The organism is Rhodococcus rhodochrous (assembly GCF_014854695.1).
Classification (GTDB): domain Bacteria; phylum Actinomycetota; class Actinomycetes; order Mycobacteriales; family Mycobacteriaceae; genus Rhodococcus.
On the sequence record NZ_CP027557.1, the window covers coordinates 5,322,766 to 5,336,483 of the forward strand.

Genomic DNA, 13,718 nt, shown 5'->3' on the forward strand with positions numbered 1-13,718 from the left:
GGCCCGGGAATCACCCCGGACCCGGTTCGTCGTAGCGGTTCACTTCTCGATCGCGGCCTGTCCGTTGCTTTCCGCGTCGATCACGGAGATCTTGCGGGGCTTCGCCTTCTCTGCGACCGGAATCGTCAGGCGCAGAACACCACCGCGATACTGTGCTTCGATCCGATCGGTGTCGAGAGTGTCACCGAGGAACAGCCGACGAGTGAAGACGCCTCGCGGCCTCTCGGTGGAGACGAATTCCTTGTCCCGGTCGACTTCCGGACGTTCCGCGCGCACAGTGAGCACGTTGCGTTCGACATCGAGGTCGATCGAGTCGGCGTCGACGCCCGGAAGGTCGAACTCGGCGACGAAACGGTCGCCTTCTCGCCATGCATCGAGCGGCATCACCGCGGGCCGTGCCATGGTGCCGAGCACCTGCTGCGTGAAGCGATCGATATCGCGGAAGGGGTCGGTGCGCATCAACATCGGTCTGTCACCTCCGACTGTCCGGCCGTTCGTGACGGCCACACTCTGTTTGATTATCTGTGTCTGTAGACACAGATTTATTATGGCCCTGTGATAAGGTTCGGTCAAGACCGCGGGTGACCGCGGCGCGACCCGAGAACACCGACTCCGGAGGAAACGATGACGCCAGATCCGTTACGCGCCCGGCGCGGGGTCTACGGCATCTCGGTGGCCGCCGAACTGTCAGGACTCGACCCGCAGACCCTGCGCCTGTACGAACGCCGAGGGCTGCTGAACCCCGAACGCACGGCAGGCGGAACGCGCCGCTACAGCGACAACGATCTCGAGATCGTCCAACGGATCGTCGAACTGGTGGGCTCCGGAATCAATATCGCCGGAATCGCCCGGATCCTCGAACTCGAGGCGAACAACGCGGCCCTCAGGGAGGACAACGACCGTCTGCGCTCCACTCTGGACAGCAGACCCCCTCCCCCGCCGCATACTTCCTAGACCTCCTCTACCTGCGCAAACAGCAGAAAGACCGGGCCGGTTCAGGAGAACCGGGCTAAGATTCAAGAACGCCTCAGAGGTGCGTAGGAGTGCGTCCGCCAAGTGACGCACCGATAGCAATAAGGGGTGACCTCAGTGCGCAATGCACAGCACGATTCACCGAATATCGGACAGGGACAGCAGGACACGGTATTCCGGCCTAATCACATCGCAGACGACACGATCCGCTGGCCCGATCCGAGCCCGTTGGACGGATGGTGGGCCCGCGTCATGGGCAAGTCGGTTCCCTGAGAGGAACCGGCACGATCCGACCATTCCACGACATCGATTCGCGGATACCGAGTTATTGACCGAGTTATTGATATCGAGGTGGACATGATGCCGCACCGCGACCCGCTCTCCGGTGGCCGGTGGGTCTTCCGTTGCGACCATTGCGATCACTGCTACCGCACTGCCGCACAGAGCAAGCTGCAGGCAGAGCTCTATGCCCAGATGAACGGCTGGGCCACCCATCCGACGACGTTGTGCCCCGGATGCGCAACACTGTTCACCGGCGAGTTCGCGCCGCTCGCGCACGCCGACGGTTGAGCCGATAGTTGTCGCAGTCGCCGGTCGGGAGGCGGGTGAGCATCTAGGCTCGCTTCATGACCGGCGACGCGACGCGTATCGATTCACCCGAGAAACTCTCGGCTGCTCTCGAGACCACGGGATATCTCGCCGACGACGGACTGGCGACCGTCGTCTTCCTTGCGATGCGTATGGGCCGGCCGCTCTTCTGCGAAGGCGAACCCGGAACCGGGAAGACTTCGCTCGCAGCGGCTCTCGCTCAGGCCCTGGATCTGCCGATGGTCCGGTTGCAGTGCCACGAGGGCATCGACGCCTCGCAAGCCCTCTACGACTGGGATTTTCCCCGGCAGTTGCTCCATCTGCGCTCGCTCGAAGCAGCGAGCGACGGTGTGCTCGATGCGGATACCGCCGAGCGTTCCCTCTACACGGAGCGTTACCTCCTCGTCCGCCCGTTGCTGCAGGCGCTCACCGACTCGCCGTGCGTGCTGCTCGTCGACGAGATAGACCGCGCCGACGACGAGTTCGAGGCCTTCCTGCTCCAGCTGCTCGACGAGAACGCGGTGACGATCCCCGAACTGGGCGAGATCCGCGCGGAGGTCCCACCGCTGGTGGTGCTCACCTCCAACCGGACCCGCGAGGTGCACGACGCGCTCAAGCGCCGCTGTCTGTACCACTGGGTGGAGCATCCCGATCTCGAACGCGAAGTCGCGATCCTGCAGCGGCGGTTGCCCGGTCTGGGGCACCCGCTCGCCGAGCAGATCGCCCACGCGGTGCGCTCGCTCCGCGAACAGGACCTCCTGAAGCCACCGGGGATCGCCGAATCCCTCGACTGGGCGCGCGCACTGATCGCCCTCGACCGCGACGTCCTCGACGCGGCGACCGCTGCGGCGACACTCGGTGCCGTACTGAAGTACCGCGAGGACATCGACCGGGTCACCCGCGCCGGACTCGACCTCTCGAGCGCCGGATGACGACCGCCCCCGGTCCGGTCGTCGGGCTGGCCGGCTTCTGCCGCGCCCTCGCTGCCGCCGGTCTGCCCGTCGCCCTCGATGCCACCGCTACCTATCTCGACGCCCTCGCACACGTCGACGTCGGGGATCCCGTCCAGGTCTACTGGGCGGGCCGCGCGACGCTGTGCCGCACCCCGGACGACACGGCCCGCTACGACGCGACCTTCGTCCACTGGTTCGGCGACACCGTCCCCACCGGCTCGCGCACCCACGGGCAACGCACCCGCACCGCACGGATCGCGGCGCTGTCCCGCGGCGAGGGCGCCGACGGCGACTCCGGCGACGACGCGCCACGACTGCAGGTCGCGGCGGACGACACCGACGTCCTCCGGCACCGCGACGTGGCCGAACTGACGACCGCGGAACGCGCCCACCTCGCCGAACTGCTCGCGCGGCTTGAGCCCCGTCCGCCGACGCGTCGGGGATTGCGGTCGAAGCCCTCCCGCCGCGGACCGGTGGACCCGCGGCACACCCTGCGCGACATGCTGGCGAGCGGAGGCGAACCCGTCCGACCACGGCATCGTGCACGGGCGACGAGACCGCGCCGGGTGGTGTTGCTGATCGACGTGTCCGGCTCGATGACTCCCTACGCCGACGCGCTCCTGCGGTTCGCGCACGTCGTCACGCGTGCCGCACCGTCGTCCACCGAGGTGTTCTCCCTCGGCACGCGGCTGACCCGCCTGTCGCGGGCGCTGCGTGCCCGCGACCCGCAGATCGCGCTCGCCGGGGCCTCGCGTGCGGTTCCCGACTGGGCGGGTGGGACACGTCTCGGCGACACGCTCGGTGCGTTCCTGGACCGTTGGGGGCGAAGGGGTTTCGCGCGCGGCGCGGTGGTCGTGATCTTCTCCGACGGCTGGGAGCGCGGCGACGCCTCGCTACTCGGGGAACGCATGGCGCAGCTGCATCGCCTCGCGCACCGCGTGCTGTGGGTGAACCCGCACGCCGGCAGCGCCGGATACGAACCGATCCAGTCGGGTATCTCCGCGGCCCTGCCGCACATCGATCGTCTGCTCGCGGGACACAGCCTCGCGACACTGGAAGAACTTCTCGAGGAGGTTCGGCGTGCGTGAAATTCTGGACGAGCTCGACCGGCGGTACCGGGACGGAGAGGCCGTCGCGGTGGGCACCGTGGTCTCGACCTTCCGTTCGGCGCCCCGGGGACCGGGTGCATCGATGCTGGTCGCGCAGGACGGCACCGTCACCGGCAGCGTCTCGGGTGGGTGCGTCGAAGGCGACGTCTACGAACTCGGCCGGTCCGTCATCGACAGCGGGCTGCCGGTGCTGCAGCGCTACGGGGTCTCCGACGACGACGCCTTCTCCGTCGGCCTGACCTGCGGCGGCATCATCGACGTCTTCGTCGAACGGATCGACGCCGCGTCCTTCCCCGCCTTCACCGACCTGCTCGGCTCCGTCCGCGCGGGCGAACCCGTCGCGCTCGCGACCGTCACCGCCCATCCCGACCCGGCGGTACGGGGACGACGGATGGTCGTGTGGCGCGACCGCGCCGACGGCCGGCTCGCCTCGTCCCGCATGCACGACGCCGTCGTCGACGACGCGCGCGGCCTGCTCGAGGTGGGACGCTCGGGCACCCTCCACTACGGCACCGACGGTGAGCGTCGCGGCGAGGGGATGTCGGTGTTCGTCAACGTCTTCCAGCCCCCACCGCGGCTGATCGTGTTCGGGGCGATCGACTTCGCGTCGGCGATGGCCCGGCTCGGCTCGTTCCTGGGTTACACGGTGACCGTGTGCGACGCGCGTGGAGTGTTCGCCACCGAGGCCCGCTTCCCCGGCGCCCACGAGGTGATCGTCGACTGGCCGCACCGCTATCTCGCCGCCGAGGCCGAGGCCGGACGCGTGGACGCCCGCACAGTCATCACGGTGCTCACCCACGACCCGAAGTTCGACGTACCGCTCCTCGAGGTCGCGCTACGGCTCGACGTGGCCTACGTGGGAGCGATGGGGTCGCGCCGCACGCACGACGACCGGATGGAGCGTCTGCGGGAGACGGGACTGACCGAGGAGGAACTGGCACGCCTGTCGTCGCCGATCGGCCTGGACCTCGGGGCCCGCACCCCGGAGGAGACGGCGGTGTCGATCGCCGCCGAGATCATCGCGCTGCGCTGGGGTGGAGGCGGCGGCCGCCTCGCGGAGACACGCGGACCGATCCATGCCCACGAGGAGCACATCGGCGCTCAGAAGTACTGAGCACCACCGTCGATCGCGAAGCTCTGGGCGGTGACGAAGGCGGACTCGTCGGACGCGAGGAAGGCGACCATGTTCGCGATCTCGTCCGCCTCGGCCATGTACTTGTTCAGGAAGGGCATGGTCATGCCGCCGAGCCGGGGGTTGCTCTCGGCCGTCTGCGCGATGCGTTCGCGCATCGAACCCGATCCCATGGGCGTGTTCACCGCGCCCGGATGGATGCTGTTGACCCGGATGTCGTGCTGTCCGAGTTCGGCGGCGAAGGCCCGCGCCATCCCGACGAGGGCGTGCTTGCTGGTCGTGTAATGCACCATGAACGGCTGCAGCTTCACGCCGGCGAGCGAGCTGGTCACGACGATCGAACCGCCGCCGCGGGCAATGAGGTGTGGGGCGGCCGCGGTGATCGTGTTCCACACCCCGGTGACGTTGATGTCGAGGGTGTCGCGGAAGCTCTCGGGGGTGATCTCGTCCCACGTCTGCGGGATGCAGATCCCCGCGTTGGCGACCACGACGTCGAGACCGCCGAACTGCGCGACACCCTCTTCGAGCACCGCCTTCGTACCGTCGAGATCGCGGACGTCGCACTGCACCAGATGCGCCTTCGCGCCCTCCGCCTCGACCAGCCGGCGCGTCTCGTCGAGGTCATCGACCGTGGGGGAATCGTAGGGAACACCCGGCAGCGGACCGGCGAGATCGATACCGACGATCTGCGCGCCCTCCTGCGCGAGCCGGACCGCGTGGGCGCGGCCCTGACCACGCGCGACTCCGGTGATGAAGGCGACCTTGTCCTCGAGGCGACGGGTCATGCGGTTCCTCTCGTGGCGGCTTCCGCCTCCGATCGACGCGAGCACGAAGGCGATTTCGGCGATTCGGGTCCTTTCTACGCGCGATATGCAGCAGAGTGTCAGTGATCTGTATCACTGCGCTACGCGAGGTACTTGGAGGACCGATGCGCATCACTGTCACCGTAGACGGAACGCAGTACACGGACGACGTGGAACCGCGACTGCTTCTCGTCCACTACCTCAGAGATCGACTCGGGAAGGTGGGCACGGTGGTCGGCTGCGACACGAGCAACTGCGGCGCCTGCACCGTGTTGCTCGACGACCACAGCGTCAAGTCGTGCTCGATGCTCGCGGTACAGGCCGACGGACACGCGGTCACCACCGTCGAAGGGCTCTCCACGAACGGCAGCCTGCATCCGGTCCAGGAGGCGTTCCGCGAGAAGCACGCCCTGCAGTGCGGCTTCTGTACGCCCGGGATGATCATGGCGACCATCGACCTGCTCTCCGAGAACTCCGATCCGAGCGACGAGGACGTCCGGCACGGCCTCGAAGGAAATCTGTGCCGCTGCACCGGATACCAGAACATCGTGGCCGCTGCGCGTGACGCCGCCCAGCGACTGCGCGAGAACCCGGCCGCCACGCAGGAGGTATGACGATGACGAGCACCGTGGATCCCACCACCGACGAGGGAACCGGCGAATCCGAACTCGGCCGGGCACGCCGCCGCAAGGAGGACGAACACCTCATCACCGGCCGCACACGCTGGACCGACAACATCGTGCTCCCCGGGATGCTGCACGCCGCGATCCTGCGCAGCCCGGTCGCGCACGCCCGCATCACCGGCCTCGACGTCTCCGAGGCCCGGGGCAAGCCGGGGGTCGTCGCCGTCTACACGGGTGCCGACCTCGCCGAGGAGCAGGGCAGCCTGCCGTGCGCGTGGCCGATCACCGAGGACATGAAGACCCCGAACGCCCCGGCCCTCGCAGTCGACACCGTGCACTTCGCGGGTGAAGCCGTCGCAGTCGTGGTGGCCCGCAGCGCATACGAGGCCCACGACGCCCTCGATGCGATCGATGTGGACTACGAGGACCTGCCGGTCGTGCTCGATCTCGAGAGCGCGGCGCAGGACGGCGATCTCGTCCACCCCGATCTCGGCACCAACGTCAGCGCGACGTGGGTGTTCGACTCCGCCGAGGCCGGTAGCGGTGGCAACGTCGAGGACGCGATCCGCGACGCGGAGGTGATCGTCGAACGGACCTTCCGGCAGCAGCGGCTCATCCCCGCTTTCATGGAACCGCGGTCGGTCGTCGTCGACCCCACCGCCTCGCAGATCACCATGTGGTCGGCCACCCAGGTCCCACACGTGCTGAAGCTGATGCTCGCGATGACACTCGGTCTCCCCGAGCACAAACTGCGCGTCATCGCCCCCGACGTGGGCGGCGGTTTCGGTGGCAAGCTGCAGGTCACCCCGGAGGAGGTGCTCACGCTCCTCATCGCGCGTCGCCTGCACAAGCCCGTCAAGTACACCGAGACGCGCAGCGAGTCGATGCTCGCCGCGCACCACGGCCGCGACCAGGTCCAGAAGCTGACCCTCGCCGCGCGCCGCGACGGCACCGTCACCGGCCTGAAAGTGGAACTGCTCGCCGACATGGGCGCCTATCTGCGTCTCGTCACCCCGGGTGTGCCGATCCTCGGCGCATTCATGTTCAACGGCATCTACAAGTTCGACTCGTACCGGTTCGCGTGCACCAACGTGTTCACCAACAAGGTGCCCACCGACGCCTACCGCGGCGCCGGACGCCCCGAAGCCACCTTCGCGATCGAACGCATCATGGACGAGCTCGCCGTCGAACTGTCCATGGATCCCCTCGAGCTCCGCGAGAAGAACTGGATCAAGCACGAGGAGTTCCCGTTCGACACCGTCGCGGGTCTGACCTACGACTCGGGCAACTACGAGGCCGCGACCGCCAAGGCACGAGAGTTGTTCGACTACGACGCATTACGACGCGAACAGGCCGAACGACGCGAGCGCAACGACCCGGTGCAGCTCGGTCTCGGGGTCTCCACGTTCACGGAGATGTGCGGCCTGGCCCCGTCGCGGGTGCTCGGTTCGCTCTCCTACGGCGCCGGCGGCTGGGAGCACGCCGCGATCCGCATGCTCCCGACCGGCAAGGTGGAGGTCGTCACCGGTTCGTCCGCCCACGGTCAGGGCCACGAAACGGCGTGGAGTCAGATCGTCGCCGACCGGCTCGGAATCCCGTTCGAGGACATCGAGATCCTGCACGGCGACACGCAGAGTTCACCGCGCGGTCTCGACACCTACGGTTCCCGCTCACTCGCCGTCGGCGGCATCGCGGTCGTGAAGGCCGCCGAGAAGGTGGTCGCCAAGGCCCGGCCGATCGCCGCACACCTGCTCGAATGTTCCGAGGACGATCTGGATTTCGAGGCAGGACAGTTCCGTGTGAAGGGCACCTCGAAGTCCGTCGGGCTCACCGACGTCGCGCTCGCGGTGTTCGCCGCGCACGACCTGCCCGACGGTGTCGAACCGAACCTCGACTCCGAGGCGACCTACGATCCCGACAACTTCTCGTTCCCGCACGGCACCCACCTGTGCGCGATCGAGGTCGACACCGAGACGGGGCACGCGCGAATCCGCAAGTACGTGTGCGTCGACGACGTCGGCCACGTCGTGAACCCGCTCATCGTCGAGGGTCAGGTGCACGGCGGACTCGCCCAGGGCATTGCCCAGGCCCTGTACGAGGAGGCGGTGCACGACGAGTCGGGCACGTTGCTGAGTTCGTCGTTCGCGGAGTATCTGCTGCCCACCGCGGTGGATCTGCCGCCCTTCGTCACCGATCGCACCGACACCCCGGCACCCGGTAATCCGCTGGGTGTCAAGGGTGTCGGCGAGGCAGGAACCATCGCCTCCACCCCGGCCGTCGTCAATGCCGTACTCGATGCGGTCCGGCCGTTCGGCGTCACCGACGTCGAGATGCCCTGTACACCGATGCGGATCTGGAACGCGCTCCGCGACGCCCGAGGAGGCACGAAATGATTCCGGCTCCGTTCGACTACGTCGCCCCCTCGAGCGTCGACGAAGCGGTCGCCGCGTTGACGGAGGCCGGTGAGGACGCGAAGGTCATCGCCGGTGGGCAGAGCCTCATGCCCGTCCTGCGACTGCGGATGGCGGCACCGACCGTGCTCGTCGACCTCGGCAGGATCCCCGAACTGCGGGGCATCCGCGACGACGGCGACGCCCTGGTGATCGGCGCGACCACCACCCACCACGACGTGCTGCACGACCCGCTCGTCGCGGAGCACGCACGGTTGCTGGCCGAGGCGACGGCGACCGTCGCCGATCCTCAGATCCGGCACCGCGGCACGTTCGGCGGGGCGCTCGTGCACGCCGATCCGGCCGGAGATCTCGCCGCGCCGGCCGTGGCGCTCGAGGCGACCTTCACCGTGGCGGGTCCGTCAGGGCGTCGCACCATCGCGACGGACGACTTCTTCCAGGACTACTTCACGACCGCGGTCGAACCCGGAGAGATCCTCGTCGAGGTCCGGATTCCCAAGCACACGGGCTGGTCGGCGCGCTACGAGAAGTTCCATCGCGCGGCCCAGCAGTGGTCGATCGTCGGAGTCGCGGCGACCCTGCAGGCGTCCGGCGGCACCATCGAGCGGGCGAGGATCGCGCTCACGAACATGGCGGCCGTCCCGGTCCGGGCACGCGGCGTCGAGGAATCGCTGGTCGGCAAACCCGCGACGGCAGAGACGATCCGCGAGGCCGCCGAGCTCGCCACCGACGGCACGGCTCCCATGACCGACGGGAATGCCGACGCCGAGTATCGGAGCCACCTCGCCCGGGTACTCACCCGACGAGCGGTCACCACTGCCTCCGGGGTCTAGGCGTTTCCACGCCGAACACCGAGATCCCGGACCACTTGTTCGGAAAGGACCTCATGCAACTCGAACACACACTGTCCGTTCCCGCCCCGGTCGACGAGGTGTGGACCGCCCTGCTGAATCCGGAGAAGGTTGCGCCGTGCATGCCGGGCGCGACGCTCACCGGGGTCGACGGCGACACGTTCACCGGGACCGTCAAGGTGAAGCTCGGACCGGTGGCGCTCACGTTCAAGGGCACCGGCGTGTACGTCGAGAAGGACGAGAGCGCCCGCCGGGCGGTCATCGAAGCCAATGCGAAGGACACCCGGGGCAACGGCACGGTGGCCGCGACCATCACCGTCACCCTCACCGGCGACGGCGACCGCACCGACGGCATCGTGAACACCGACATGAAGATCACCGGCAAGCCCGCCCAGTTCGGACGAGGGATGATCTCGGATGTCGGTGGGAAGATCCTCGAACAGTTCGCGGACTGCCTGTCGAAGAAGCTCGGACCCGAAGCGGCGGCCTCCTCCACGTCCTCCTCCGCGGCGACCGCTGAGGCAGCCGAGTCGCAGCCCAACGAATCCGTGCCGGCGAGCCCGCCGCTCACCGCCGCAGGTTCGGGCGACGAGCCTGCCGGTGGAGCATTCGTCGGGCCCGGCGCCGGGGACGACGACTCCGCGCAGGCGCGGCCGAACGAGTCGGTGCCGCCCAGCCCGGTGAGCGCCTCACCGGCACCGACAATGACCTCGACGCCTCCCACGCCGTCGACGACTCCCTCCCCGGCCGCGCCCCCGCAGCCCGAGGCCGAACCGCTCGACCTCATGCAGTACGCGAAGGGATCGGTCGCGACGCGGGTCGCGCCGGTGGGAGTGATCGCGATTCTCGTCGTGGTCATCGCGGTGATCCTCCAGCGTCGATCGGGACGCTGACCCACGCCGGATCCACTCGAACGCTGCGGATCGGACCCGTCGAACGGGCCGGTTCGCAGCGTTCGTCGCTGTCAGCCCGCCTGTGCTGCGACGCGGCGACGCCCGACCGGATCGAGCTGCGCGCGGAGCCAGGCGTGCGCGGGATCCGCATCGCGCTCGGCGTGCCACACCGCGAATTCGCGCAGGGGCGGCAGCTGGAAGGTCGGTTCCAGGATGCGCAGGGACGCCGCCTCGGCGACGTGCCGGGCCATGCGCTCGGGCAGGAAGGTGATCATGCGGGTGTTCTCCAGGGCATACGGGAGAACCGCGAGGTTGCCGCTGGTTGCGCCGATCCGGGCCACCACTCCTGCACGCAGCAGCGCGCGGCCGAGGTTGGTGTCGTCGGAATACTGCGCGTAGGACAGCAGCGGGTAGCGGCCGAGCACTTCGCGTGTGAGCTTGGTGCCGGTGTACGGGTGGCCGGACCAGACCGCCCCGACGAATCTGTCGGTCAGCACGACCTGCCTCCGGCAGGTCTCGAACTCCGGGGATTCGAGGACGTATCCCGGCAGCACCGCGAGGTCGATCTCGAACCGGCGGAAGGCATCGAGACCGGCACCGTTGAACGGCAGCAGATCGAAACGGATATTGGCCGGGGTGCTCCCCCGCACCAGCATGCGCAGAAGGGTGATCTCCGCGTAGTCGCCGGTCATGATCGTGAAGGTGCGCGAATCCGTCGCGGGGTCGAAACCGGGTGCGGCCAGCACCGAACGCTCGAGGGTCCGCAGCACCTCGCGGAGCGGTTCGACGATCGCCTGCGCCCGCGCGGTGGGACGCAGTGTGCGGCCGCTCTTCACCAGAAGCGGATCGTCGAATTGCTTGCGCAACCGGGCGAGAGCCGTACTCGTGGCCGGCTGCGACATGTTCAGTCGCCGCGCCGCCCGCGTGACATTGCGTTCGGAGAGCAGGACATCGAGGACGACGAGCAGGTTGAGATCGACCCGTCGCAGATCCATGCGCCCCCCTGACATCGAAACCCGGCGGAACGGAAAATTCCGGCGGCATCGTAGCGCACGACCGTGATGTATACGCAAGGCCGAATACCAGCTATCGGACTTGGACGGCGATCTTGTGAGCGCAACGAAGTACTACCTACTCTGACCCACGTCCTGACGGCAGCGAACCGTGATTCGCCCTGGCCCGAATTTCGAAGGCGAAATTCTTTACTTGCCGAAGTCCAGTTTCGGCCGGCCGCCGACTCAGGCAGGTAGAGAGGTTCGGGGGCGAAACGTTGTGAGTCTCATGAAGAAATTCCGGCAGCACACGCCGGACAACTGGCGTCTGTGGCGCAGGATGACCGCGGTCGTCGCCGTCCCCCTCGTCGCCGCGACCCTGTACGGCTCGCTCCGCGTCTACGACCTCTACCAGGAGAACGACACCTACAGCGCCGCCGCCGAGAACGTCTCCATCCTGCCGACCCTCGCCGACTACGCCACCAGTGTCACCGGCGCCGCCGCAGCGACGATCCTGTCACTGCCCGTCGACAACGGTGCCCAGGTCGCCCGCGAATCCGCCGCGACGCTGCGCGACCACATCGACGCCAAGGATCTCGATCCGCAGATCGCGGCGATGATCAACCGCATGCTCGCCGAGGGCGAGAGCCTGCTCGACAGCGCGTCGTCGGGAACCCTGGCGCCGACCGTGGCCAGCGAGCGCGCCGAAGGATTCGTCAGCCGCGCCCAGGCTGCCTACCGCGCCATCACCACCACCACGGACGACCCCACCGTCCAGCGCGAGAGCGCGACACTTCTCGACCTGTGGGACACCCAGTGGTCCCTGCTCGACCAGGTCCTCGCATACTCCGCGCTGAGCGCCGGAACCGACGGTGCCCTGCTGATGTGGAACAACGCCCTCGGTGTCGAGTCCGCGCGGCTGGCCGTCCTCCGCGACACCTTCGTCGAGAACGAGGCCGCCGACGCCTCCCGGGTCGACGGTCTGATGACCCAGCTCGAGAACCGCCGCAGCATCACGGCCAACCTCGACAACGAAGCGGGCAACGTCGCCGCCCTGCGCGGGTCGATCTTCGAGAGCCTCATGATCTACCAGGAGGAGGTCGCCGGTTCCGCGACCCGAGCCGTGACCGCCCTCGACGACCTCGCGGCCGAAGCACGCACCGAAGCCCTCAAGAACGCCATCGGTGTCGCGATCATCCTCCTGCTCGCCCTCACCCTGGCGATCGTGATCGCGATGTCGCTCGTCCGGCCGTTGCGCCGACTGCGCGACGACACCCTGCGCACCGCCGAACAGGATCTGCCCGCCGCACTCGCTGCGATCAAGGACGGCGCCGAGATCGAATCCGTCACACTGGATCCGATCCGCGTCCACACCCGCGAGGAGATCGGCGAGGTGGCGCGCGCCGTCGACAGCATGAACGAAGGTGCCCTACGCCTGGCCGGCGAACAGGCCCAGCTGCGCCGCCAGGTCAACGAGATGCTCGAAACGCTCGCCCGCCGCAACAAAACGCTCGTGGAACAGCAACTGGCGCTGATCGATTCGCTCGAACACGAAGAGCGCGACCCGACGCGTCTGCAGAACCTGTTCGCGCTCGACCACCTCGCCGCCCGCATGCGGCGCACGGGCGACTCGCTGCTCGTCCTCGCCGGTACCCGCCAGCGCCTCGGCCGCGTCCCCGACACACCGCTCGTCGACGTCCTGCGCGCATCCGTCTCGCAGGTCGAGAACTACCAGCGCGTGAACATCGGAAATGCGCCGGACGGCAATCTGGTCGGCAGCGCCGTCACCGACGTCGTCCACATGATCGCCGAGCTCCTCGACAACTCGCTGCGCGCCTCACCGCCCGAGAGCACCGTGGCGTTCGCGTTCTCCCGCGCCGTCGACGGCGGCCTCCTCCTCGAGATCGCCGACCGCGGAATCGGTATTCCCGCAGACGAACTCGCCGACATCAACATGCGGCTGGGTTCGGACGGCGAAGCCGGATCCGGTGCCGCACGGCGAATGGGTCTGTTCGTGGTCGCGCGCCTCGCCGATCGTCACGGCATCACGGTGCGTCTGCGTCCGACCTTCGACTCGTCCACCAACGCCGGCATCACCGCGAGCATCTACCTGCCGACCAGCCTGCTCAAGGGAACCGGCAGGAACCACGACGATCCGTACCGGATCGATCGGCCGCGCCGCCTGCCCGATCCCCCTTCGGAGTACGGCGAGCAGTTCCACGCCGACCCGGCATCCGGATCGCAGCCGGCGGTCGGAAGCCGTCACTCGGCACCCACCCCCGCTCTCGCGACGCCCGGGACGAGTCCGGGCATCCGACGCGGACAGCTGCACGAACGATGGGTCCCCCGCGGCGCGGGACAGTAGGCGACGCAGGCAGTGGGCGGGGCGGT

13 protein-coding genes are annotated in these 13,718 nt (G+C 68.3%); 10 read left to right on the forward strand and 3 right to left on the reverse strand.

Annotated features, from left to right (window positions below):
• Positions 1-39 precede the first annotated feature (39 nt).
• Positions 40-465: an Hsp20/alpha crystallin family protein gene (locus tag C6Y44_RS24330; protein WP_145690456.1), complete on the reverse strand. Its 426-nt coding sequence runs from the start codon at positions 463-465 to the stop codon at positions 40-42.
• 159 nt (positions 466-624) lie between these two features.
• On the opposite strand from C6Y44_RS24330, the gene C6Y44_RS24335 reads away from it, so the two are divergent.
• The 5 genes from C6Y44_RS24335 to C6Y44_RS24355 all read left to right on the forward strand — a co-directional run bounded on the left by C6Y44_RS24335 (position 625) and on the right by C6Y44_RS24355 (position 4,736).
• Positions 625-954 carry a MerR family transcriptional regulator gene (locus tag C6Y44_RS24335; RefSeq protein ID WP_026061371.1) on the forward strand — a complete coding sequence of 110 codons (330 nt, stop codon included), beginning with the start codon at positions 625-627 and terminating at the stop codon, positions 952-954.
• A 375-nt stretch (positions 955-1,329) separates the two neighbouring features.
• Entirely contained in the window at positions 1,330-1,542 is a 213-nt protein-coding gene (locus C6Y44_RS24340; RefSeq protein ID WP_037190626.1) for a hypothetical protein, read from the forward strand.
• Between the two features lie 56 nt (positions 1,543-1,598).
• Positions 1,599-2,492 carry an AAA family ATPase gene (locus C6Y44_RS24345; protein WP_159417189.1) on the forward strand — a complete coding sequence of 298 codons (894 nt, stop codon included), beginning with the start codon at positions 1,599-1,601 and terminating at the stop codon, positions 2,490-2,492.
• Complete coding sequence (locus C6Y44_RS24350; protein ID WP_159417188.1) at positions 2,489-3,601, forward strand: vWA domain-containing protein; 1,113 nt, start codon at positions 2,489-2,491, stop codon at positions 3,599-3,601. Before C6Y44_RS24345 ends, C6Y44_RS24350 begins: the two co-directional genes overlap by 4 nt.
• Positions 3,594-4,736, forward strand: a complete 1,143-nt coding sequence (locus C6Y44_RS24355; RefSeq protein WP_159417187.1) for an XdhC family protein — start codon at positions 3,594-3,596, stop codon at positions 4,734-4,736. The genes C6Y44_RS24350 and C6Y44_RS24355 overlap by 8 nt, the downstream gene beginning before the upstream one ends.
• On the opposite strand, the gene C6Y44_RS24360 is transcribed toward C6Y44_RS24355, so the two are convergent.
• Complete coding sequence (locus C6Y44_RS24360; RefSeq protein WP_026061372.1) at positions 4,724-5,539, reverse strand: mycofactocin-coupled SDR family oxidoreductase; 816 nt, start codon at positions 5,537-5,539, stop codon at positions 4,724-4,726. The two genes, C6Y44_RS24355 and C6Y44_RS24360, sit on opposite strands and share 13 nt — an antisense overlap.
• Before the next feature lie 143 nt (positions 5,540-5,682).
• Between C6Y44_RS24360 and C6Y44_RS24365 the strand changes: the two genes are divergently transcribed.
• Genes C6Y44_RS24365 through C6Y44_RS24380 form a run of 4 tightly spaced genes read left to right on the forward strand, consistent with a single transcriptional unit; the run spans position 5,683 to position 10,335 of the window.
• On the forward strand, positions 5,683-6,171 hold the full coding sequence (locus C6Y44_RS24365; protein ID WP_026061373.1) for a (2Fe-2S)-binding protein: 489 nt from the start codon (positions 5,683-5,685) through the stop codon (positions 6,169-6,171).
• A 2-nt stretch (positions 6,172-6,173) separates the two neighbouring features.
• Positions 6,174-8,573, forward strand: coding sequence for a xanthine dehydrogenase family protein molybdopterin-binding subunit (locus C6Y44_RS24370; RefSeq protein WP_174246966.1), 2,400 nt, complete (start codon positions 6,174-6,176; stop codon positions 8,571-8,573).
• On the forward strand, positions 8,570-9,424 hold the full coding sequence (locus C6Y44_RS24375; RefSeq protein ID WP_016693278.1) for an FAD binding domain-containing protein: 855 nt from the start codon (positions 8,570-8,572) through the stop codon (positions 9,422-9,424). Before C6Y44_RS24370 ends, C6Y44_RS24375 begins: the two co-directional genes overlap by 4 nt.
• 53 nt (positions 9,425-9,477) lie before the next feature.
• Positions 9,478-10,335, forward strand: a complete 858-nt coding sequence (locus C6Y44_RS24380; RefSeq protein WP_159417185.1) for an SRPBCC family protein — start codon at positions 9,478-9,480, stop codon at positions 10,333-10,335.
• 71 nt (positions 10,336-10,406) lie between these two features.
• Here C6Y44_RS24380 and C6Y44_RS24385 read toward each other — a convergent pair whose 3' ends face one another.
• Complete coding sequence (locus tag C6Y44_RS24385) at positions 10,407-11,330, reverse strand: LysR family transcriptional regulator (protein ID WP_120280857.1); 924 nt, start codon at positions 11,328-11,330, stop codon at positions 10,407-10,409.
• A 286-nt stretch (positions 11,331-11,616) separates the two neighbouring features.
• On the opposite strand from C6Y44_RS24385, the gene C6Y44_RS24390 reads away from it, so the two are divergent.
• Positions 11,617-13,692, forward strand: a complete 2,076-nt coding sequence (locus C6Y44_RS24390) for a sensor histidine kinase (protein ID WP_159417184.1) — start codon at positions 11,617-11,619, stop codon at positions 13,690-13,692.
• Positions 13,693-13,718: the final 26 nt, after the last annotated feature.

Coding starts and splice junctions, on each gene's coding strand:
- C6Y44_RS24345 (WP_159417189.1), top strand. CDS start 1,599: ATGACCGGCGACGCGACGCGTATCGATTCACCCGAGAAACTCTCGGCT.
- C6Y44_RS24360 (WP_026061372.1), bottom strand. CDS start 5,539: ATGACCCGTCGCCTCGAGGACAAGGTCGCCTTCATCACCGGAGTCGCG.
- C6Y44_RS24335 (WP_026061371.1), top strand. CDS start 625: ATGACGCCAGATCCGTTACGCGCCCGGCGCGGGGTCTACGGCATCTCG.
- C6Y44_RS24350 (WP_159417188.1), top strand. CDS start 2,489: ATGACGACCGCCCCCGGTCCGGTCGTCGGGCTGGCCGGCTTCTGCCGC.
- C6Y44_RS24340 (WP_037190626.1), top strand. CDS start 1,330: ATGATGCCGCACCGCGACCCGCTCTCCGGTGGCCGGTGGGTCTTCCGT.
- C6Y44_RS24370 (WP_174246966.1), top strand. CDS start 6,174: ATGACGAGCACCGTGGATCCCACCACCGACGAGGGAACCGGCGAATCC.
- C6Y44_RS24390 (WP_159417184.1), top strand. CDS start 11,617: ATGAAGAAATTCCGGCAGCACACGCCGGACAACTGGCGTCTGTGGCGC.
- C6Y44_RS24375 (WP_016693278.1), top strand. CDS start 8,570: ATGATTCCGGCTCCGTTCGACTACGTCGCCCCCTCGAGCGTCGACGAA.
- C6Y44_RS24365 (WP_026061373.1), top strand. CDS start 5,683: ATGCGCATCACTGTCACCGTAGACGGAACGCAGTACACGGACGACGTG.
- C6Y44_RS24385 (WP_120280857.1), bottom strand. CDS start 11,330: ATGGATCTGCGACGGGTCGATCTCAACCTGCTCGTCGTCCTCGATGTC.
- C6Y44_RS24330 (WP_145690456.1), bottom strand. CDS start 465: ATGTTGATGCGCACCGACCCCTTCCGCGATATCGATCGCTTCACGCAG.
- C6Y44_RS24380 (WP_159417185.1), top strand. CDS start 9,478: ATGCAACTCGAACACACACTGTCCGTTCCCGCCCCGGTCGACGAGGTG.